At 60.4% G+C, this 19,299-nt stretch carries 19 protein-coding genes and 1 other annotated feature; of the genes, 13 read left to right on the top strand and 6 right to left on the bottom strand.

What is annotated here, in order from left to right:
- Positions 1 to 686: 686 nt before the first annotated feature.
- The 3 genes from ACYX4P_RS01985 to ACYX4P_RS01995 are packed head-to-tail and all read right to left on the bottom strand — an operon-like array spanning position 687 to position 2,949.
- On the bottom strand, positions 687 to 881 hold the full coding sequence (locus ACYX4P_RS01985; protein WP_292047830.1) for a hypothetical protein: 195 nt from the start codon (positions 879 to 881) through the stop codon (positions 687 to 689).
- Positions 854 to 2,239: a sensor histidine kinase gene (locus tag ACYX4P_RS01990; RefSeq protein ID WP_292047833.1), complete on the bottom strand. Its 1,386-nt coding sequence runs from the start codon at positions 2,237 to 2,239 to the stop codon at positions 854 to 856. The genes ACYX4P_RS01985 and ACYX4P_RS01990 overlap by 28 nt, the downstream gene beginning before the upstream one ends.
- Positions 2,240 to 2,253: 14 nt before the next feature.
- Positions 2,254 to 2,949 carry a response regulator gene (locus ACYX4P_RS01995; protein ID WP_292047835.1) on the bottom strand — a complete coding sequence of 232 codons (696 nt, stop codon included), beginning with the start codon at positions 2,947 to 2,949 and terminating at the stop codon, positions 2,254 to 2,256.
- Positions 2,950 to 3,000: 51 nt separating this feature from the next.
- Here ACYX4P_RS01995 and ACYX4P_RS02000 point away from each other — a divergent pair, with 51 nt between their 5' ends.
- From ACYX4P_RS02000 to ACYX4P_RS02025, 6 genes are all read left to right on the top strand, one after another.
- Entirely contained in the window at positions 3,001 to 4,212 is a 1,212-nt protein-coding gene (locus ACYX4P_RS02000; protein ID WP_313431405.1) for a hypothetical protein, read from the top strand.
- Positions 4,213 to 4,578: 366 nt separating this feature from the next.
- The gene (locus ACYX4P_RS02005; RefSeq protein WP_234792283.1) at positions 4,579 to 4,890 is read left to right on the top strand and encodes a MobC domain-containing protein; all 312 of its coding nucleotides are present in this window, start codon (positions 4,579 to 4,581) and stop codon (positions 4,888 to 4,890) included.
- A complete protein-coding gene (locus tag ACYX4P_RS02010) occupies positions 4,887 to 6,146 on the top strand; it encodes a relaxase/mobilization nuclease domain-containing protein (RefSeq protein ID WP_069336968.1) in 1,260 nt (419 codons plus the stop codon). Before ACYX4P_RS02005 ends, ACYX4P_RS02010 begins: the two co-directional genes overlap by 4 nt.
- Positions 6,147 to 6,273: 127 nt before the next feature.
- Positions 6,274 to 7,470, top strand: a complete 1,197-nt coding sequence (nhaA, locus tag ACYX4P_RS02015) for a Na+/H+ antiporter NhaA (protein ID WP_069336967.1) — start codon at positions 6,274 to 6,276, stop codon at positions 7,468 to 7,470.
- Positions 7,471 to 7,698: 228 nt separating this feature from the next.
- Complete coding sequence (locus ACYX4P_RS02020) at positions 7,699 to 7,875, top strand: hypothetical protein (protein ID WP_170828678.1); 177 nt, start codon at positions 7,699 to 7,701, stop codon at positions 7,873 to 7,875.
- A 77-nt stretch (positions 7,876 to 7,952) separates the two neighbouring features.
- Positions 7,953 to 8,222 (top strand): hypothetical protein, encoded by a 270-nt coding sequence (locus ACYX4P_RS02025; RefSeq protein WP_170828677.1) that lies wholly within the window; start codon positions 7,953 to 7,955, stop codon positions 8,220 to 8,222.
- Positions 8,223 to 8,242: 20 nt separating this feature from the next.
- Here the strand turns inward: ACYX4P_RS02025 and ACYX4P_RS02030 are convergent, their stop codons facing one another.
- From ACYX4P_RS02030 to ACYX4P_RS02040, 3 genes are all read right to left on the bottom strand, one after another.
- A complete protein-coding gene (locus tag ACYX4P_RS02030) occupies positions 8,243 to 8,551 on the bottom strand; it encodes a hypothetical protein (protein ID WP_069336964.1) in 309 nt (102 codons plus the stop codon).
- 283 nt (positions 8,552 to 8,834) lie between these two features.
- Positions 8,835 to 10,316, bottom strand: a complete 1,482-nt coding sequence (locus ACYX4P_RS02035) for a SulP family inorganic anion transporter (RefSeq protein ID WP_069336963.1) — start codon at positions 10,314 to 10,316, stop codon at positions 8,835 to 8,837.
- A 55-nt stretch (positions 10,317 to 10,371) separates the two neighbouring features.
- Positions 10,372 to 10,425, bottom strand: a sequence feature (sul1 is cis-regulatory element that is thought to sense ions involved in sulfur or methionine metabolism; They are found in Alphaproteobacteria).
- Positions 10,426 to 10,892: 467 nt separating this feature from the next.
- On the bottom strand, positions 10,893 to 13,574 hold the full coding sequence (locus ACYX4P_RS02040; RefSeq protein WP_069336962.1) for an AAA family ATPase: 2,682 nt from the start codon (positions 13,572 to 13,574) through the stop codon (positions 10,893 to 10,895).
- A 142-nt stretch (positions 13,575 to 13,716) separates the two neighbouring features.
- On the opposite strand from ACYX4P_RS02040, the gene ACYX4P_RS02045 reads away from it, so the two are divergent.
- The 7 genes from ACYX4P_RS02045 (at position 13,717) to ACYX4P_RS02075 (ending at position 19,280) form a co-directional block, all read left to right on the top strand.
- Positions 13,717 to 14,085 carry a LexA family protein gene (locus ACYX4P_RS02045; RefSeq protein ID WP_069336961.1) on the top strand — a complete coding sequence of 123 codons (369 nt, stop codon included), beginning with the start codon at positions 13,717 to 13,719 and terminating at the stop codon, positions 14,083 to 14,085.
- Between the two features lie 2 nt (positions 14,086 to 14,087).
- Complete coding sequence (locus ACYX4P_RS02050) at positions 14,088 to 15,344, top strand: Y-family DNA polymerase (protein ID WP_069336960.1); 1,257 nt, start codon at positions 14,088 to 14,090, stop codon at positions 15,342 to 15,344.
- A gap of 49 nt (positions 15,345 to 15,393) precedes the next feature.
- Positions 15,394 to 15,726, top strand: a complete 333-nt coding sequence (locus ACYX4P_RS02055; RefSeq protein ID WP_069336959.1) for an ArsR/SmtB family transcription factor — start codon at positions 15,394 to 15,396, stop codon at positions 15,724 to 15,726.
- Positions 15,717 to 16,154 carry an arsenate reductase (glutaredoxin) gene (gene arsC / locus ACYX4P_RS02060; protein WP_069336958.1) on the top strand — a complete coding sequence of 146 codons (438 nt, stop codon included), beginning with the start codon at positions 15,717 to 15,719 and terminating at the stop codon, positions 16,152 to 16,154. The genes ACYX4P_RS02055 and arsC overlap by 10 nt, the downstream gene beginning before the upstream one ends.
- On the top strand, positions 16,151 to 17,224 hold the full coding sequence (arsB, locus tag ACYX4P_RS02065) for an ACR3 family arsenite efflux transporter (RefSeq protein ID WP_069336957.1): 1,074 nt from the start codon (positions 16,151 to 16,153) through the stop codon (positions 17,222 to 17,224). The genes arsC and arsB overlap by 4 nt, the downstream gene beginning before the upstream one ends.
- Positions 17,224 to 17,991: an arsenical resistance protein ArsH gene (gene arsH / locus ACYX4P_RS02070; RefSeq protein ID WP_069336956.1), complete on the top strand. Its 768-nt coding sequence runs from the start codon at positions 17,224 to 17,226 to the stop codon at positions 17,989 to 17,991. Before arsB ends, arsH begins: the two co-directional genes overlap by 1 nt.
- A gap of 536 nt (positions 17,992 to 18,527) precedes the next feature.
- Entirely contained in the window at positions 18,528 to 19,280 is a 753-nt protein-coding gene (locus ACYX4P_RS02075; protein ID WP_170828676.1) for a hypothetical protein, read from the top strand.
- Positions 19,281 to 19,299 lie beyond the last annotated feature (19 nt).

Below are 19,299 nucleotides of genomic sequence, written 5' to 3' on the forward strand. Positions count from 1 at the left end.
TCAAAGGTATGGCGTCGTCTTAAGGCTTCACCCAAGCATGCTGGAAAACCCTCTCGCGAAACGACCGCGCTTGAAGACAAAGCGGCTTCGTACACCGTCTTGGGCCAATATGAGCGCGCCCAGCACGCCGTAGCGGGCGCCGAGGTGGGGCGGCTGGATGTCGTCCCGCAGAGCGTCTTCGCCGATAAGGTGAGGCGCCAGAAGATCAGCGCCGGACCAAGCCGACTTTGGCGTCTTCAGAATGCGGCCATAGTCGGTCGCGTCGGGCGCAACCCGAACCGGGCCGAAACTGGCCGAAACTGGCCACCCCCACGCCCTTCGGACCCTCGCTGTAGGTGCGGGCGCGCGACATATCCGCGACGGCGGTCATCGTCGCCTGTGGCGTCGTCGTCTCGATGCGAACGACCGCGCTCAGATCGTTGGCGCCGCTGCCGAAGCCGACCAGGGTCTTGGCGCCGCCGATCTCTGTTCCTGCATAGGCGCCATAAGGCGACGCTCCATTAGATCAGCTCGCTGGGTGCCGGGGTTGGAGATTTGGCCGCAATCTCGCGCCACATCAACGTTGGGACAATCTAAGTGCGCGGCGCGCTTTTCCAGCGCCTCGCGGCGCTCTCCGGGAAGACCAGAATTCGCCTAACCGTGACATACGAAAAGAGATGGCGCACCGCCTTGGACGAAGCTGAGAACTATTCCGCCGTGGTCGGCTGGGCAGCTTGATAGACCTGAATATCTGCATTCTGGTCGGAAGCCATGGTCGCAAACCGACCCTTTGTGGACATTGCCCAAAGCGGTTGGGCTTGAAACAATCCCACCAGCACCGCGATGTTCTGAAGCTCGCCGAGCAGCGAAGAGCTCAGTTTCGCACCGCGCTTGATGGCCACTTCGAGCGACCGGGATACCTGAGCACTGCGGCCAGTCCTCCACCGCGCCTCTGCTGGAGCTCGACCGCGCCACCATCGACTGCGGCCAGTTCGCGCGCAATCGACAAACCCAGCCCAACACCGCCCGTTTCCCGGTTCCTTGAGCCTTCCAAACGATAGAAGGGCTCGAACACCACCTCTAGGTCAGAGGCGTCAAGGCCAGGCCCACGGTCCAGCACACGCACGATCGACCATTCGGGGTCAGCATCGACCTCTACTACGACGTCTTCACCGTAGCGCAGGGCGTTTTGCACCAGGTTGAGCAGGACGCGGCGGACTCGCTCGGGGCCTGCCTCAACCGGGGCTCGGCCCGTTACGCTCAGCGACACTGATCCAGGCGCGAACTCGTCAGCAACGTGCTTGGCCACCTCAACCAAATCAACCGTGACAGTCTGCGCGGCAACGCCCGACTGAGCCGCCGCATACTCCAGGATTTCCGAGATCATGGCATCCATGCGCGCAATGTCCTGAACCATCCGGTCACGGGCGGACGGCGGGGCCTGTTCGGCGCGCAGCCGAAGGCCGGTCAGGGGCGTGCGCAAATCATGCGCCACGGCGGTCAACATGCGCATGCGCTGGCGCAGTTGGCCCTCGAGCCGGGTGCGCATCGCGTCCAAGGCGGCGGCGACCGCTGTGACCTCGCTGGGACCGCTAGAAAAATCAGCGAGGATCGGGCGTTCGATCTGAACTTCCGCGGCCGCCAGGGCCAAGGCGCGGACCGGTCGCGTAAGCCGGCGCGCAGCCCACCAGGTGATCGGCGCGATCAGCAACAGGCTGAGCCCCAGCATCAGCGCCAAGCGTGCGATCCATCGCCCCATGGCGTTCTCGGCGGGGCGAATGACAATCCACTGGCTGCTGGATTGTCGCCACGCCGCCTCGAAGGCTGGCAGGCTGAAGTCAGGGGACATGAGCGCGGCGCCCACCATAGCGTTCACACTCGAAGACGACATGGCGGACCGGCGCACAACGGTCTCGCCCGTCGGTGTCGCCATCCTCACTGTGACACTGGATTGCGAAGAGGCAGGAGCCGACGCGGCGTCGAGGCGGACGCGGACGCGCTCGATATCGCCGCCCATCGTGGCCGCGATCCCGGACCCCAAGAGCGCGCCCGTTCCCGCTGTGGTCTCGAACGGCGCTTCACGCGTCTCGACCCGCCGCCAGCCCTCCTGGCGGGCGACATCCGGATCCCGAAGCGCCTGGGCGACCCGAAACGGACTCATCCTCGACGGCGCCGGAGGCGGCGTCACCAGGACGACCGCGACGCTGACTGCCTGGACCAGCAGGACGATCGCCAACGCCAGAACGCCGATCTGGAACAAGATCGACCGGGATGTCACTGGCGCATCACCGGCACGGCGAGCCGATACCCCTCCCCACGCACCGTCTCGATGAAAGCGGCTGCCGGTCCCAGCTTCCTGCGCAGGCGGCTGACCGCCAGATCGATCGTCCGGTCGAAGGAGTCAGCGCCGGTCTCGTCGAGCAGGTCCAGCAGCTGCTCCCGCGACAACAGCCGGCGGGGTCGGTCCAAAAAGATGCGGAGCAGCCTGTAATCTCTCGCCGTGAGGGCGACCATCTCGCCCTCCGGCGAAAGTAGAAGCCGTTCGTTGACATCCAGGGTCCAGTTTTCGAACACAAGCTGGCGGGTCTGTCCGGTCTTCTCGGGCGGCCGGCCGCGCCTCAGCACCGCGCGCACCCGCGCCAGCAGCTCCCGGGGGTCGAAAGGCTTCGCCAGATAGTCCGATGCGCCCAGTTCCAGCCCCACCACCCTGTCCACGGTCGAGCCGAGCGCGCTGAGCATGAGGACGGCTTGGCCGTCCCGCGCAAGCCGCCGGCAGATCGACAGCCCGTCTTCTCCCGGCAGCATCAGATCGAGTACGATCAGATCGGCAGGCTTCTCGACCAGTTGCCGATCCATCTCCCGAGCATCCACCGCCCCGCGCGTGGCGAAACCCTGATTGCAGAGATATTCGCACAGGGCGTCGCGGACGCTGTGGTCGTCATCGACCACGATCACGGCGGGCGGCGCCATAGAAGCTCCTGAGTGCATCGTCAGAGAGTGGGCTGTCCGTGTAGCCGGTTTATGTCCGGCCTTCATCAGGCCGACAAGATCGTGACATCAGCCGGCGCTGCGAGCCGGTCATCTGAGACTTATCAGATGGAGGCTCCCATGTTCAGATTCCACGCCGCGTTCGCCTGCGGCGCCGCGATCGCCTTAGCAACGCCCGCCTCGGCCGAAGACCTATGCGCCAAGGCGCGGACCGCCTTGGGTCCCGCTGCCGCCGGCCTCGCCTGCGTGGGCACATCGGCCGGCGTCGCTCTTGCCGCTGACATGGACAGGGCTGCGCAGCTGTCGCGGCTGGGCGAAGCCGGGGAAGGACGCTTCAGGGCCCACTTTGGCCGGGATGCCCCGCTCTATATCATACTGGAGGCCGTCGAGTTGGACGGCGTCCCCGATCCGAGGGCGGAGCTCCAGGGGGCTGGGTTCGCGCGGGCGCTGATCTGGTTCACCCATGCGGACTACGTTCGACAAGTTACAACGGCCACCCGTACCAGCGCTGAGGCTGCTGCCCGGCGGCAAGGCCTGGATGAGCAAACTGCTTCTGCCGCTGGGGACCGCGCGGTGGCCGCGCGGCGTTTGGGGCGGCTGGAATTGGACGCCAGGGAGGCTCAGGTGGTGCCGCACGAACTGGGCCACGGCTGGTTCATCAGCGCCTTCTGGCCCGGTCATCAGGGCGTCGCCCAAGGTCACTACGGCGGCCCCGGCCCTGATTGGCTCGACGAGATTTCGGCAATGCTGATGGAAAGCGGAGACGGCGCGGAGGAGCGGCGGAAGGTATTTCGCGACGCTTATCAAGGGCGAGGCTCCGGCGCTTTGGCCACTTACCCCGTCGCCCATCTGATCGACCTGCCCCGCTTCCTGTCACGCGAGCATCCCGCCCAGAGCCGTCCGGACATACGGCCGACCGAAAGTTCGCCTGCGGGCGGGGTTACGATGCGGGTGATCACATCCAGCGACCAAGCCGCGCTGGCCAGCGTCGCCGAGGCCGCCATGTATTATCCGCAGGGCCGGATGTTCGCGGACTTTCTGCTCGACCGAACCGGAGACCCGCTGGTGTTCAAGACCATCGCCGAGGGCTTGGCTGAAGGTCAGAACTTTGAGGGCTGGCTGGCCGCCAACGGCTCCGCGCGCGATCTGCCTGGATCGCTAGCTGAACTGGACGCGGCCTGGCGCGAGTGGCTGAATGCACGTTTCGGCCCACCGTTGTCGAAGTCTCCCCAAAGCGGAAACTGAGCGCCAGACTCGGCCGTCCGATTGAGAAGGCTATCAGGCATTGGCAAATCTGGGATTGGGTGCACCCTGAAGGGGATGAGTCGAACGACTTGTTCTCTCAGCTCGCGGATTGGAACCTGATTTTGAGGGACACGTCCCTCGGTCAGGTTTCTCCCGCCAAGCCTGCCTCTCTCCCCGAAAACACCTGCGAGCGCCCTGTAATGGGCCGCCAGATGTACGGGGCACGAAATGGCAAGGCGAAGACCGCCTAGCCCGATATCGGGCATTTTCAATAACGAGTCAGGGAGCCGGATAGCTGATGAGGCTCCAGCTGCTCCGGCCCGCTCGCTTCAGCCCGTTTCGCTCCGCATGTCGTTTGAGGAAAAAATGCGGCTCGATCGGGAAGCGGCAGGTATGTCGCTCGCCGCCTATATTCGCTGGCGGCTGTTTGATCCCGAGAGCCCTGCGCCAAAGTCGCGGGGTAAGCATCCGGTCAAAGACCATCAGGCCCTGAGTCAGCTTTTGGCGCTGCTTGGTCAGTCGCGGCTTGCCAACAACATGAACCAGCTCGCGAGAGCTGCGAATTCCGGCAGTCTGCCCTTTACCCCTGAGACGGAGCGACTTTTGAACGAAGCGGCGGCGGACATTGCCGAGATGCGGAAGCTGCTGCTGGAGGCTCTCAATCTGGAGCCGTCATGATCTTGAAGGGCTCACAACGCAGCGGCGGAAAACAGCTTGGGCTTCATCTCCTTCGGGAGGATCAGAACGAGCATGTCGAGGTCCATGAGGTTTCCGGTTTTGTGTCCGAAACCGTTCTCGGGGCCATGAAAGAGGCTCAAGCCCTCTCAAAGGGCACTCGCTGCCAGCAATATCTTTTCTCTGTGTCCCTTAATCCCCCGGCGTCTGAAAGCGCCGGGGTCGAAGTTTTCGAGCGGGCTCTTCGCCTGATCGAGGAGAAGATGGGACTCATCGATCAGCCTCGTGTCATCGTCTTTCACGAGAAGGAGGGGCGTCGTCACTGCCACGCGGTCTGGTCGCGGATCGACGCCCAGACGATGAGCGCGAAGCCGCTTCCCTTTTTCAAAAGCAAGCTGCGCGATGTGGCGAAGCAGCTCTTCATCGAAAACGGATGGGAATTGCCGAAGGGCTTCGAGAGCCGGGAACAGCGCGATCCGCGAAACTTCACCTTGGAAGAGTGGCAACAGGCCAACCGAGCTGGTCTCGATGCGAAGCAGCTCAAAGGTTTGGCCCAGGAAGCGTGGGCGATGTCGGACAATAGCGCCGCCTTTACCCGCGCTCTTGAGGAGCGCGGCCTGTTTCTGGCGAGAGGCGACAGGCGTAGCCATGTCGCGGTTACGCTCAACGGTGACGTCTTCGCCTTGTCGCGTCTGACAGGCGTGAGGATGAAAGAAGTCGCGGCGCGACTTGGCGACCCCGCTTCGCTGCCGAGTATCTCCGAGCGCCTCTCTGCGCTGGGTGGCGACATGGCCGCTCGTATGAAATCTCATATTGCTGAAGCCAAGCGCATCGCATCGAGTGCGATGAAGCCGCTGCATGAGCGAAAACAGGCTCTTCAGACGCAGCATAAGGTAGAGCGCCAGCGTTTGCAGGCAGGCCAGGCCAAGCGGCTAAAATCCGAGCAGGCCGACAGGGCTTCGAAGATCAGGCACGGCATCAAGGGCGCGTGGGACGTGCTGACAGGACGCTATTGGAAGCAGCGCCGCGAGAATGAACGCGATGCGCTTCTGGCTGTCCAACGCGACCGGAACCAGAGAGACGAACTGCTTCGCCAACAGATGGCGGAGCGGCGAGCGCTTCAGGTCGAGATAGCTGCCAAGCGTACTCAGCACGCAACGCAAGTGCTTAAGCTTTACAGGCACGCGGTCGAGTTTCGAGAGATGGCCCGAGCCGGGCAGAGCAGAGACTATGGGCGCGGGCTGGAGCTAGGACGCTAGGCAGTTTGATCCATTTTACCTTGATAGCAGGGGTCGATTTTTCTATATTTGCCATAGGCGTGTGCTGCGTGCGCCCGGGCTATCGCTCGAATACGGAGAAACGTTAACCCGTTGCTCCGGAGTGTGCATGCAAGCCAATCATCAGCCGAAATCTCATTTTTCCAAGTCAGTCCTGAGACGCTTTCTCGATAGTTCTTCGAGTGGTGGTCTCGTTTTGATGGCTGCTGCGGCCCTTGCTCTTATCGTCGCCAACTCTCCGCTCGGCGGGGTCTATGCAAACCTTTTGCATAGCTATGTCGGAGGCCTATCAGTCCTTCATTGGGTAAATGACGCGCTGATGGCGGTTTTTTTCCTGATGGTCGGTCTTGAAATCAAGCGGGAGGTGCTCGACGGGGAGTTATCGACTTGGTCTCGCCGTGTGCTCCCCGGAGCGGCGGCTCTGGGTGGGATGATCGGCCCTGCGCTGATCTATCTCGCATTCAATCAGGGTAATCTCGGGCACCCGAATGGTTGGGCGATCCCAGCGGCGACGGACATTGCCTTTGCGCTTGGCGTGCTTTCGCTGCTCGGGTCTCGCGTTCCGACGTCCCTCAAGATTTTCCTGACCGCTCTCGCAATCATCGATGATCTCGGGGCCGTGGTTATCATCGCGCTTTTCTACACGAGCGGATTGCAGCCTCTGATGCTGGCTGCTGCGGCGGCAGTAACAATCGCACTCTTCCTGCTCAACAAGCGAGGTGTCACAAGTCTGATCCCGTATATCGTCCTGGGCGGGGTTCTCTGGTTTCTCGTCTTGCAATCCGGTGTTCATGCGACGCTCGCGGGTGTTGTGCTCGCACTGACAATCCCGCTCAAGCGCTCCAAGGCTGCGCCCGATGACGCATCGTCGCCCCTTCACAAACTGGAGCACGGTATCGCGCCTTGGGTGACGTTCGTCATTCTACCGATCTTTGGTTTCGCCAATGCTGGTGTGTCGCTCGCTGGTGTATCTGCTAACGATCTCACTCAGCCTGTGCCGCTTGGGATTGCTGCCGGACTGTTCCTCGGAAAGCAGGTCGGCATCTTTGCAATGGCTGCGCTGGTGATCCGTATGGGCTGGGCCGAGCTTCCTAAATACGCAAGCTGGATGCAGCTTTACGGTATCTCTCTTTTGTGTGGGATTGGCTTCACGATGAGCCTGTTCATCGGTCTGCTGGCATTCCCCGAGAGCATCGAGCTTCAGAGCGGGCTTAAGATCGGCGTCCTTTGCGGGTCGATCCTTTCTGGAGTTCTTGGCTATCTGCTTCTGCGAGGCTCCCGCCCGAGGCTCCCGGCTGAAGACTAAGGCGGCAATCAGGATCGTTGAATAGCTAGCGCGGCGATGAGTGAGCTCTCCTCTCGTCGCCGTCACATTGTCCGGCATTTCCAGACCGTACCCTTCTCGGAGCATTTGGCTGCAAGGCGCTGCGGCCTTCTGCACTGACGTTGCGATCCGTAGGATGCAGTCCTTTCCGATGCGGATTCACGTCCCTCCAACGCAGCCCATTGTGGGCGGCGACGAATGGAGGACAGCATGTTCAAATTCACTCGCAGCGATCTCGCTATAAAATCCAACTCCCAGCTTTCCGCGCTCTTCATGCTTGCAACGGAGCGTCTTTCGGTCGAGGCCGAACCGAAATCCGAAGCGGCTGAAGCAAACGCGCTACTCGCACTCATAAAGGCCGAGATGCGCCGCCGCTTGGAGCCCTAAGCGTCAGCTCGGGGCTTTTTCCCACTTCGGGGCATGCGCTTCCCTACAGGGCGCAATGACCTTGGAGAGGATGCCCTGTGCCTGATCGCAAAGCCGCACTCATGCTTGACTGGTCCGATCGCTACCTCTCGGGCGATGCTGCGGCCGTCTCGATCGTGCTGTCTGAAGTGACTTGGAACGCGCTCATCCGTTTGACAGGCGAGCGATATGCAGATGGCGTTTTCGACGCCATGCCTCTCACGCAAAGGATCGAGCTCTTCTTCGATGAGCTCATCTATGAGCGGGTGCTCTGCGAGGAGCCGTCTGACTGGTCCAGCGACGATGGCGGTGACGATATCCCGTTCTGAAAGACTGACGGCATAGGCCTTCAGAACAGCGAGAGCTGCGCTCTCGCGGACTGTGCTTCACGCCATTCCTGTTTGCCTGACGCATGATCGAGCCATGCCTCGACGAAAGCCTCGGGGCTGTCATATCCATCGACGGCTGCAACATGGGTAAAATGAGATTTGTAGCCCGTCTCGGTAATGGGAAGCGGAGCCCGTTCCGGCTTCACGCTCATCACCTCAAGATGTGCCATGTGCGTATGGTCGTCATAGACGAGGTAGTTCCTTTTCCAGCGAATCTCGATTTCGATGCCGTTCCAGTTTGAGCGGGTGATGACATAGTCGCGCTTCATGTCTGCCTCCTTGAGCTTGGGTTGCGCTGCAACCCTTGCCCGTCGGCGAGACCGGGGGAGGAAAGACGCCAGCCGAGTTTGTCGGAGGGGGATCACCCAACCTGCACGGAGGAAGGTTGGGGAAACCGACAAAGTCCCATCTTGGCTTGGGCTGGCGTCGCGCCAGGGACGGAGGCCCCTTAGCTCTTCGCGATAGGGATAGTCACCCGAGAGGGCCGAGATTCCGGCAAAGCCGGAAGCTCGGGGCGTAAGCCTAAAGCCCGTCCCGAATGGGATCGCCCAGCTAGTGCGATAGCCCCACTGGTAGATGGCTCTTGTCGTGACGGCCAACCTTTCCGACAAGCGTTTTCCCGGCTTCGTTCATGCCAGTTACATCGACCTCTGCGCCAAGTCGGCGGTACCGGAAGACGACCTTATCGACTGCGGCAACACCCGTCAGATCCCAAAGATGAGCATCTGTCATGTCGATTTCGACGCGCTTCGGATGGCCGTGATATTCGAAAGCCGCTGCAAAATAATCGGCTGATGCGAAGAACAACTGTCCTGAAACGCGGTAGCGGAGAACGCCTTCCTCCGGCGTTTCGATTTCTTCGACGCGGATAGTCTTTCCGACCTTGCGCATGAAGAACACTGCCGAGAGCAGCACACCCAGGATGACACCCTTGGAGAGGTCGTGCGTCAGAACGACTGTGACCGTCGTTGCGATCATGACGATTGAGGACTGAACAGGCGTCGAACGGAGATTTACAACCGACTTCCAATCGAATGTACCGATCGACACCATAATCATAACGGCGACGAGTGCGGCCATCGGGATTTGCGCGACCCAATCGCGCAGCACGAGGATGAGAAAGAGAAGGAACAGGCCAGCCCAAAGGGTCGAGAGCCGCCCGCGAGCGCCTGACGTGACATTGATAATCGACTGCCCGATCATGGCGCAGCCAGCCATGCCGCCGAAGAGGGAAGCGGCGATATTGGCAATGCCTTGGCCACGCGTTTCGCGGTCCTTATCCGACGCAGTGTCGGTCAGGTCGTCGATAAGGTTAGCGGTGAGGAGAGACTCCAAGAGGCCCACGAACGCAAGCGTACCGGCCACTGGCGCGATGATCGTGAATGTTTCCCAAGTCAGGGGAACAGCAGGCAAATGGAAGACTGGCAGCGTAGAGGGCATTTGGCCCATGTCGCCGACTGTGCGGACGTCCAGGCCCATCATGATCGCTGCGGCGCTCAGCACCACGATAGAGACCAATGCGGAGGGGACCGTTTTAGTAACGAGCGGAAAGCCGTAGATGATGGCGAGGCCCGCGCCGACCATTGCGAAGGTCTGCCAGTTTGCGCCGATCAGTTCCGGCATCTGCGCGAGGAAGATCAGGATCGCGAGAGAGTTCACGAAGCCTGTCATGACTGACCGCGAGACAAACTTGATGTAACGGCCCAGCCGCGCGATGCCGATCAGTATCTGGAAGACCCCCGTAAGCAGCGAAGCTGCAAAAAGATATTCAATCCCGTGATCCTTCACGAGAGTGACCATCAGAAGAGCCATAGCTCCCGTGGCTGCTGAAATCATTGCGGGACGCCCGCCCACAAAGGCGATTGTCACAGCGATGATGAAGCTTGCGTAGAGGCCAACTGCGGGATCGACACCCGCGATGATGGAGAAGGCGATCGCCTCAGGAATGAGCGCGAGGGCAACGACCGTACCAGCGAGGATATCGCGGCGCGGGTTGGCAAGCCATTGCTGGCGAGCCGAAGCTAATATTGTCATGTGTATTCAGTTCGGTTGGATGGGCAAGAGAGGGCTTTCCCTCCAATCTCACCCGGTGTCCCTGAGGGATCGGCGCCCAGGATAGCCACCCGGTCCAGCCGGGTCCATTTCGCAGGCGCGATATTATCGTTTTGCGATGCGAAGAGCAATCGCTTTGTTTAGGACGATAATCCCAGAGGTTCCAGGGTTTGCGGCCCGAGACAGATTTTACCAGAGAACGGTTCCACGTCCTCTAATCGCTGGCCGCGATATGGCGTGAAGCTGATGTGTGGACGGATCAATCGCCTTTGCTCGTCCCTGAGGGCGATGCTGCGACATTCACCAACGAGGATTCGTGATCTGAGTCGAAGCACGACAAGCCCGCCGAAATTTGCGATTGTTCGATGAGCATCTGAGCGTAGCGTTAGTGGCGATGAAATCACCTCGCAATGATCCTTCTGCGCCCATCCGGTCGTGACATGCCACCCAGACGGCACGAGGTCGTCAAAGCCCTGCTGACGAGCCCAGTCCGCCAACTCGTCGGCGTTAAGCAACTTGCGCCCGATCCATTTGCCAGGGCGATGCATAGAGCTTAACCTACGCCACCTTAGCAGCGGGTGGCTGTTCCAGCCTTTCACGGCGATCTTTGGCGGTCGCGTCGTTCCGCTTCACGAGCAGCTTGTTGTACTCGTCGATTGCATCGATCTCTTTCAGAATTTCATCCTTCTTGGGAAGCGGCAGCTGGTCTGCGCCAGCCTGATCGTGACCTGAATATTTCGAGACGCGCTTCATATTCACGAAGACGGTCTTGTGGTCGTCGTCTCCAACGATGACGTTTCGCAGGCTCTGCGTTTGGACAGCCGAGCTGTAGCGCTCGACGACTCTGCCGAGAAGAATCTCTTCAACCAGCCGCTCCCATGTTTCGCGGAGCAGGGCGTAGAAATCCTTGACGGCAACCCGATACGCTTCCACGTCTGTGTCGGTGCGGGCCGCAAGCGCCTCGGCCTTGGGCCGCAGAACTTTGTTGATGCGATCTCGCACTTTTCGGCTCGACCAAGGCTCGGATTCATCGGTGACAAGGCCGAAGCCTTCGGCGCTCGTCTTCGAGATTTCACGTCGAGCGGTCGGGATATTTGCCTCGTTCGCGAGAGAGAGCATCTCGTTGTAGAAGAGCAGATTGTGAGTGAAGACGATGACCTGCTTGCCTTTGGCGGCTTCCGCAACAAGGCGGGAGGCGACCCGTCTGATACGCAGGTGATCCAAGGAAGACACGGGGTCATCGAAGACAAGCCCATGGTTGGCTTCGTCCGCTCCAACCTCGGCAAGGAAGCAGGCAAGAGCTAGGGCCCGCTGTTCGCCTTCGCTGAGGATATCGGTGTTTGCAGGCTGGCCGATCGCTGCCTTGATCTTCACCTCGAAAAGGCTGTTGCCGTCTGAGCTGCGATCATTGACCTCGAAAGGCATATGTCCGAGGTCGAGCGCGTCGATTTCTGCCTTGATGCGTGTTCCCAGCCCCGAAGAGACGATTGCGCGACGTACATTGGTGATGTGCGTAGAGAGCTGGCCTGTTCCCACGAGCTTAACGCACTCCAGCGTCCGTTTCAGAGCGGTCAGGTCGGTGAGGCGCTCAAGGACGGTCGGGAGAACGGACTTCAGCCATTTGCTGTCGCCAAGCTCAACAACCCGTTTCTGACTAGCTGCCCGCTGCGTATCTAGCGCAGCGCTGTCGTTGAGCTCTTCGGCCTGGGCTGTCAGTGCTGCGACTTCCGCCGACAGGTCATGTTCGAGAGAGGCAGGAAGCTCCGGTGCTGCGTCAAACTCCGCAGCTTCCGAAGCCGCGAGAAGCGACGCGCGTCTGACGCCTGCTGCTTCGAGAAGTGCGAGCATTCTGCCCTTCAGCGCCAACCTGGCAGCTGACATTGAGCCATAATCCGTGAGCGCTTCCTCGACGGTCTTCGCATCCGGCAGGTTGAGCGCTTCAATCTCGCTGCGGGCAGTCTTCAGAGCTTCGGACGCGCTCGCTGCCGCCTTGGCTGCTTCATCTGAAACAAAGGATCTGAATCGCTGAAGCCTCGCTGCTGCCTCTGCCCCAAGCGGCTGCTGGCAAAAGGCGCATGGGTCGCCTTCGGAGGTCGGAAGGTCTTCGAAGCCTATCGAGGTGATGTATGACTGAGCATGGGCGTACATCAGGCTCCACGGGCCTTTGCCTACGTCCTTCAGGGGTTCTTCCGCAAACTCACCAGCGGCGGCGATTTCAGCCGCTTTCACTGCGTCCGAATTCGCCCGATGCTTCGCTTTAATGGAGGCTGCGGCATCAGCGGAGAGGCCCGCTTCGAGCGAGCCTGTGATCTCGGCAAACCGCTCGACCAGTTTCAGTGCCCGCTCCGTCCGCTTGGCAAGTGCGACGGGGTCTTCTGCCAGCGACTTGGTCAGCTCTTCCAGCTCGGCCTCATGCGCGTCTGTGAACTCCGCGAGGGCCGTGATCTCTTCCTCTGTTGGCAGGTTTTTCGCGGTGGTCGTCAGACGGGGGAAGAGCTTCGCGACAGGGCCATCCGGCGCATAGCCCACAGGGAGAGCCACTCTACACTTGGCTTCCAGTGCCCGCTTTTCTTGCGTGAACGTATCCGTCATCTCACGGCGGTGCGCGGCGTGTCGTTCGAGCAGCGAAATTTCTGCGGGCAGAAAACCGATGCGGTTTTCTTGGCCGACATAAAGATGTGCGTTTCGGGTATCAAAAACCGATATGCTTCGGACGGCTTCGGGAGACGGCTCGCCGTCAGTCCACGGAGCGTCAATCGGCTTTTCTGCGCCGTCGGGTAGATATCGGATTAGAGCCGTCGCGGGTGGCTTCTGTCCTTCTTTGAACACGTCGCCCTGAAGACGATCGCTCGAAAGGCTGCGACAGACCTTTTTCGTGATGCGGCAATAGCCGCTCTTCCCGCTGCCATTGTCGCCATAGATGAGCGTGATGCCGTCAGTCGCGAATGAAAGCTTTTGATCGGGAGCAATGCGCCCGAGGTTTGTCACTGGACCGAGGGAGCACAAAAGCGACCGAGGCCCTGCGATCGGCCCGAAGGTCAGATGATCTTTTGACAGATGCACATGATCGAGCGCGGTCTCTGTTGGAAAGCCTCCGGCGACACGAACTCGCGCCTCGACTTGGGCGCGATCATCCGCGCTAATGCCGTGACCGGGGGACTGAGCATGTCGGCGCAGGGCGTCGCGAGCCCAGTCGGGTTGCCTGTCGATCCAGCCTAAGAATCCAGTGTCTTCGCTCATTTCAGAACTAGAACACTGATCGTCCAGCTTTTCCAGATGCGCGTATCGGTTGTCCCCGCGTTTAAGGGGTCCAACAGCCTACGCTGTGGATAGGAATACGGTCCTATACCAAAATCGGCGACGTTCCTGTTATGTTCCTAAGATGGGAACATATCAAGGGGACGACACGACGGGCTTTCAAAGCCCGGCACAGGACTATGTAGAGCCAGTCGTCGATCTGGCTGCACTGCTCGATCTTCGACGACCGGGCCTCTACCCGGTGCGTGTTCATGGACATGAGCTGCGCTCGCGAGGCATCCACGCCGGAGACATTCTGATTGCGAACGCGGCGGCAGAGCCCGTTTCGGGCAAGGTCTGCGTCGCCTTCCTTCAGGGCGAAGTGATGCTCGCCACTCTCACGCTCAAAGATGAGGCTTGGTGGCTGAGGCCGTCGTCAGGCGACGCGGTGGCCGTCGCTGAAGACGTCGAGATATGGGCGATCATCTCTGCCCTCGTGCGGGTCGGGGTGTAGCGATGTTTGCGCTCATCGACGGCAACAGCTTCTACTGCTCCTGCGAGCGAGCCTTCGATCCCAAGCTGGCCGGGAAGCCAGTGGTCGTTCTCTCCAACAACGACGGATGCGTGATTGCCCGCACGAATGAGGCCAAAGACCTTGGTCTCAAGATGGGCGATCCGTTTCATCTGGTCGCAAAACGTCCCGAGCTGAAGTCGGTCGTCTGGAAGAGCTCCAATTATGTTTTGTATGGCGACATGAGCCGTCGAATGTTCGACGTGCTTGCGTCGAGCGTACCGCGTGTCGAGCCGTACTCGATCGATGAGATGTTCCTCGATTTCGAGGGACTCCCGATGGACCTCGTAAGCTTGAGCGTGGAGCTAAGGGCTCGCGTGAGACGCATCGCCAAAATACCGACCTGCGTGGGGATAGGCCCGACAAAGACGATTGCCAAACTCGCGAACAAGGTCGCGAAGGGCGACCGGAATGGGCCGGGGGTGACCGATCTATCGACGGCAGATGCCCGCGCTTTGATCTACCCGACGCTACCTGTTTCGGAAGTCTGGGGGATGGGTCCAGCTTCTGTGGCGAAGCTGAGGAAGCTCGGCGTAGAGAGCGTTGCGGATTTGGTCGCGCTTGATGCCGAGCAGGTGCGGGACATGCTGACCGTGACCGGGCAGCGCACCCATGCCGAGTTGCGCGGGATATCGTGCATCCCTTTCAGTGAGGCTCCGCCGAGCCGAAAAAGCATCGCGTGTACCAGAAGCTTTGGACGGGCGGTGACAGATTGGGACGAGATGCGCGAGGCAGTCGCCGCCTACACCACACGCGCAGCCGAAAAGCTGCGACGCTTCGGCCTGAAGGCGGGGGCGATGCAGGTCTTCATGCGGACAAACGAATTCAATGGCGATCCTTGGTACTCGAACCAGGCCGCTTTCGATGTTGAGCCGACCGCAGACGCTTTCGCTTTGATCGGGGCGGCGACGAGAGCCGCTCGCGGGCTGTGGAGGAACGGGTATCGCTACGCCAAGGCCGGGGTTGTGCTGATTGATCTCTACAAACCTGACGAGCTGCCGATCGGCGATCTCTTCGCGTCTCGTGATCCAGAAAAATCGAAAGCGCTCATGACCGCACTTGATGCTGTGAATAGTCGATTTGGGAGAGGTACTTTGCGACCGGGCGCGGTCGCTCGCGAGGCGGGCTGGTCCATGCGGCGGAGCAGTCTCTCTCCCTGCTACACGACGCGGCTGTCTGATCTGCTTGCAGTGAAGGCATAGCTGGAAGCCGTGCCTTGCAATAATTCGATATTTCTGGAATAGTCGAATCATGCAGAATGAATCCGCTCTACAGGCGTTTGCCGCCCTTGGACAGTCGAGCCGCCTCGACGTGTTCAGGCTTCTTATCAAGCACGAGCCGCAAGGCTTGATCGCGGGTGAGGTGGCAAAAGCCACAGGCCTCCCGGCGAGTACGCTTTCGACGCATCTCGCCGTGCTGGAGCGATCGGGCCTTGTTTTCTCAGCCCGCGACGGACGGACGATCACCTATCGGGTCGATATCGATCAGGTGCGATCGCTTGTCCTCTATCTGGTTGCGGATTGCTGCGGCGGCGCGGCCGATCAGTGCGAACCCTTCCTGAAAGAGGTGCTGCCATGCTGCTGAACGACACCGATATCGTGATCTATCATAACCCTGCATGCGGCACGTCCCGGAACACGCTCGCGCTCATCCGGCATGTCGGCATCGAGCCTCATGTGATCGAGTACCTGAAGACTCCGCCGACGCGTGAAATGGTCAAAGCGCTCGTTCGCCGGATGGGGGTTCCTATCCGTGACGTGCTCAGGGAGAAAGGAACCCCTTTCGCTGAGCTCGGGCTTGGCGACGAGGGCAAGACCGATAGCGAACTGCTTGATGCGATCGAGGCTCATCCGATCCTTCTCAATCGGCCTATCGTGGTCGCCCCAAAAGGCGTGAAGCTCTGCCGCCCTTCCGAGGCGGTTCTCGATCTGCTTCCAGAGGGTAACTGGAAGCCGTTCGCTAAAGAGGACGGCGAAGTGGTGATTGATGAAGCTGGACGGAGGGTCGCATGACCAACTCGCCAGCGGCCAAGCCGCGACTTTCCTTTCTCGATCGCTATCTGACATTCTGGATTTTCGCCGCGATGGCACTGGGCGTAACGCTGGGCGTCTTCATCCCCGGCCTGCCGCAGCTACTCGACAGCATGTCGGTCGGCACGACCAACATTCCCATCGCAATCGGTCTGGTGCTGATGATGTACCCACCGCTTGCGAGGGTGAAATACGAAGAGCTTCACCGCGTCTTTGCCGACAAGAAGGTGCTCGCCCTGTCGCTGGTTCAGAACTGGATTATCGGCCCGGTTCTGATGTTCGCCCTCGCGGTGCTCTTTCTTCGTGACTACCCGGAATACATGACGGGGGTCATTCTGATTGGCCTGGCGCGATGCATCGCGATGGTTCTGGTCTGGAACCAGCTCGCCCGCGGCGACAATCAGTATGTCGCCGGGCTCGTCGCCTTCAACTCGATCTTCCAGATTGTGTTTTTCAGCGCCTATGCGTGGCTCTTCCTGAGGGTGCTGCCTCCACTCTTCGGGCTTGAGGGCAACGTCGTCGATGTGAGCTTCCTGACGATCGCTGGAGCTGTGCTCGTCTATCTCGGTCTGCCATTCCTCGGCGGATTTCTGACGCGGCGCGTCCTGATCGCTCGCCGTGGGTCTGAATGGTACGAGAAGAGTTTTCTGCCGCGCATTGGCCCTGTGACGCTAATCGCGCTGCTCTTCACGATCGTCGCGATGTTCAGCCTTAAGGGCGGTGACGTTGTAGCGCTGCCCCTCGACGCTCTGCGGATCGCCGTACCGCTCGTCATCTATTTCGTGGTGATGTTCGTCATCAGCTTCCTCATGGGGAGGCTCATCGAAGCTGATTATCCGCGAACGACCGCGCTCGCATTCACGGCGGCCTCGAACAATTTCGAGCTCGCAATCGCTGTGGCGATTGCAGCCTTCGGGCTTGCGTCGCCTGTCGCCTTCGCTGCGGTGATCGGTCCGCTGGTTGAGGTTCCCGTACTCATAATTCTGGTGTCTGTCGCGCTCCGTTTGGGCCGCCGCTACTTCGGAACAACGCTGCCGAAGGAGGCCTGCTGATGCCCGCGACTTACACCCGATTAAGAGAGCTTCCAGACCCCGATCATCTGCCGGCGCTCGATCCCGCGTTTCTGCATCAGCGCCCCGGACTTGGCCTCGGTCCAGATCAGCCGCCGCCGCGCATACTCCTGCTGTATGGCTCGCTTAGAGAGAGGTCGTTCTCGCGTCTCGCGGTTGAAGAGGCGGCGAGGCTGCTGCGCCTGATGGGCTGCGAGACCCGGATATTCGACCCCCGTGATTTGCCGCTGCCCGACCAGGTGAACGGCGACGATCATCCGGCTGTTCATGAACTGCGCGAGCATGCGTTTTGGTCTGAAGGCATGGTGTGGTGCAGCCCCGAACGTCACGGCCAGGTCTCGGGGATCATGAAGGCTCAGATAGATCACCTGCCGCTTAGCATCGGCGGCATGCGCCCGACGCAAGGGCGGACCCTCGCCGTCATGCAGGTCTCGGGTGGATCGCAGAGCTTTAATGCCGTGAACACGCTGCGGCTGCTGGGGCGCTGGATGAGGATGATTACGATCCCTAACCAGTCGAGCGTCGCCAAAGCCTTCACGGAATTCGACGAGGCAGGCCGTATGAAGCCATCCTCGTATTACGATCGCATCGTGGACGTGATGGAGGAATTGGTTCGTTTCACGGTCCTGACCCGGACGCATGCTGACACGCTTGTAGATCGGTATTCCGAGCGGAAGGAGGCGGGACAGCCTGTTGACGTTTCGGCTGACCTCTCGGCTATCGCGATCGGTGCCAACAAGACTCTCTGATATTAGAGCGGTCCAGGCTGCATAGTCTGGTCGAAGGTCGAGGAGCCGAAACTCCTCGCCGGGTTCAGCGACGGAAGCGCTGACGGCATCCAATCGGCGGACGGTTGGTCACGGATTGCACAAGGGCAGGAACGCCCTTTGCTCGTCTCCAAGTGCGAAAACTTGGTGCAGGTCCATGGCGGCATACGCATGGTCGATCGGTGTCCAGAGGCGTCGCGAAAGCGCCTCGGTCATGGGGGTGTCGGGGGAGCTCGAAGGCTCTGCTGACTGGTGATGCATCGGCCAAACGATGCGATGGCGCGTAGCCGAAACCCCGACTGAAGGGAGTGGGTTGAGGTGAGCGCCATAGGCCGGGGGGATCCAACGGGGGCGCGCAGCGGGCCCCCTTGGCAAGTGAGCGTGTAGTTACACGCACATCTTGCGGTCAGCGTAAGCCCGGCTTTCTTACTGACTTTTGCCCATAGCAGACCGGACGCTTCCTATTGTGAGCGCGGGTATGACGCCCACATTCTATGCAGGAGGTTCGGAAAAGCGCCATGACATCCATCGTCATCCCGCCGGACCATGTCCTTCTAAGCGCGTCCTTCCTTCGTCGCATTGCCTCTCTGCTTGCTTCACTGGATATCCCGCGCCGAAGCATCCCCGACTGGATCGCAGACACGCTCTACGAATACAGGGGCAAGGTCACTCATTCCTCCGGCGATCGCTTCGACATCCGCTCGGTAGACGTGGATGAAGCCTTCGGAAACGAGGGTTCGTTCAGGTGGGTCAGTGACTTCCTCAAGCTGAAAGATCAGTCGTGGAAGCAGTCGCCGCAAAAGCGCGTTCTGGCCCGCATTCGCCTGATCGTCCTGTGTCTGATCCTTTCGGGCCTTCTCGAGTCATGGGGCGAGCCGGAGCGAGCGCCTGATGAAAGCGGGCCGAACAGCTTTGGCAAGTATCGCCAACGCGCCGCCAGGATTCTTGTCGGCGTTTCTCGCGTTGATGCGATGCGTGTCCTGTCTGGGATTTTGGAAGGCGCTGCATCTGGCAAGTTCTGGTCGCGTGTGACAATGCTGATTGCTTCTCGCGATGTTCGAGGTGATAGCGTTTCTCCCACAAACAAGCATGAGATGGACTTCAGTGTTCTGAACCCTAAGAAAGGATCAGGGCATGAAGTACCAAATCGATTACTCGGCATCCGGGTCGGCGGAGGGATCAAACCCGCAACCAAGGCCAGAGGACGAAAGCGGTCGTCATCTCGTGCGGTATCAAAAGCGTCGCCGCTTCGTCCTCCCCGACATCGCTAAAACGGCGTCGACATTCGTC

It is taken from the genome of Brevundimonas sp. ABV4_179, from assembly GCF_056311945.1.

Bases quoted from the DNA above. Each gene is read 5' to 3' on its own strand.
- ACYX4P_RS02000 (WP_313431405.1), top strand. From the start codon at position 3,001: ATGTCCGGCCTTCATCAGGCCGACAAGATCGTGACATCAGCCGGCGCT.
- ACYX4P_RS01995 (WP_292047835.1), bottom strand. From the start codon at position 2,949: ATGGCGCCGCCCGCCGTGATCGTGGTCGATGACGACCACAGCGTCCGC.
- ACYX4P_RS02035 (WP_069336963.1), bottom strand. From the start codon at position 10,316: ATGACAATATTAGCTTCGGCTCGCCAGCAATGGCTTGCCAACCCGCGC.
- ACYX4P_RS02050 (WP_069336960.1), top strand. From the start codon at position 14,088: ATGTTTGCGCTCATCGACGGCAACAGCTTCTACTGCTCCTGCGAGCGA.
- ACYX4P_RS02045 (WP_069336961.1), top strand. From the start codon at position 13,717: ATGGGAACATATCAAGGGGACGACACGACGGGCTTTCAAAGCCCGGCA.
- ACYX4P_RS02005 (WP_234792283.1), top strand. From the start codon at position 4,579: ATGCGGCTCGATCGGGAAGCGGCAGGTATGTCGCTCGCCGCCTATATT.
- ACYX4P_RS02040 (WP_069336962.1), bottom strand. From the start codon at position 13,574: ATGAGCGAAGACACTGGATTCTTAGGCTGGATCGACAGGCAACCCGAC.
- ACYX4P_RS02030 (WP_069336964.1), bottom strand. From the start codon at position 8,551: ATGAAGCGCGACTATGTCATCACCCGCTCAAACTGGAACGGCATCGAA.
- ACYX4P_RS02020 (WP_170828678.1), top strand. From the start codon at position 7,699: ATGTTCAAATTCACTCGCAGCGATCTCGCTATAAAATCCAACTCCCAG.
- ACYX4P_RS02075 (WP_170828676.1), top strand. From the start codon at position 18,528: ATGACATCCATCGTCATCCCGCCGGACCATGTCCTTCTAAGCGCGTCC.
- ACYX4P_RS02055 (WP_069336959.1), top strand. From the start codon at position 15,394: ATGCAGAATGAATCCGCTCTACAGGCGTTTGCCGCCCTTGGACAGTCG.
- arsB (WP_069336957.1), top strand. From the start codon at position 16,151: ATGACCAACTCGCCAGCGGCCAAGCCGCGACTTTCCTTTCTCGATCGC.
- ACYX4P_RS02010 (WP_069336968.1), top strand. From the start codon at position 4,887: ATGATCTTGAAGGGCTCACAACGCAGCGGCGGAAAACAGCTTGGGCTT.
- nhaA (WP_069336967.1), top strand. From the start codon at position 6,274: ATGCAAGCCAATCATCAGCCGAAATCTCATTTTTCCAAGTCAGTCCTG.
- arsH (WP_069336956.1), top strand. From the start codon at position 17,224: ATGCCCGCGACTTACACCCGATTAAGAGAGCTTCCAGACCCCGATCAT.
- arsC (WP_069336958.1), top strand. From the start codon at position 15,717: ATGCTGCTGAACGACACCGATATCGTGATCTATCATAACCCTGCATGC.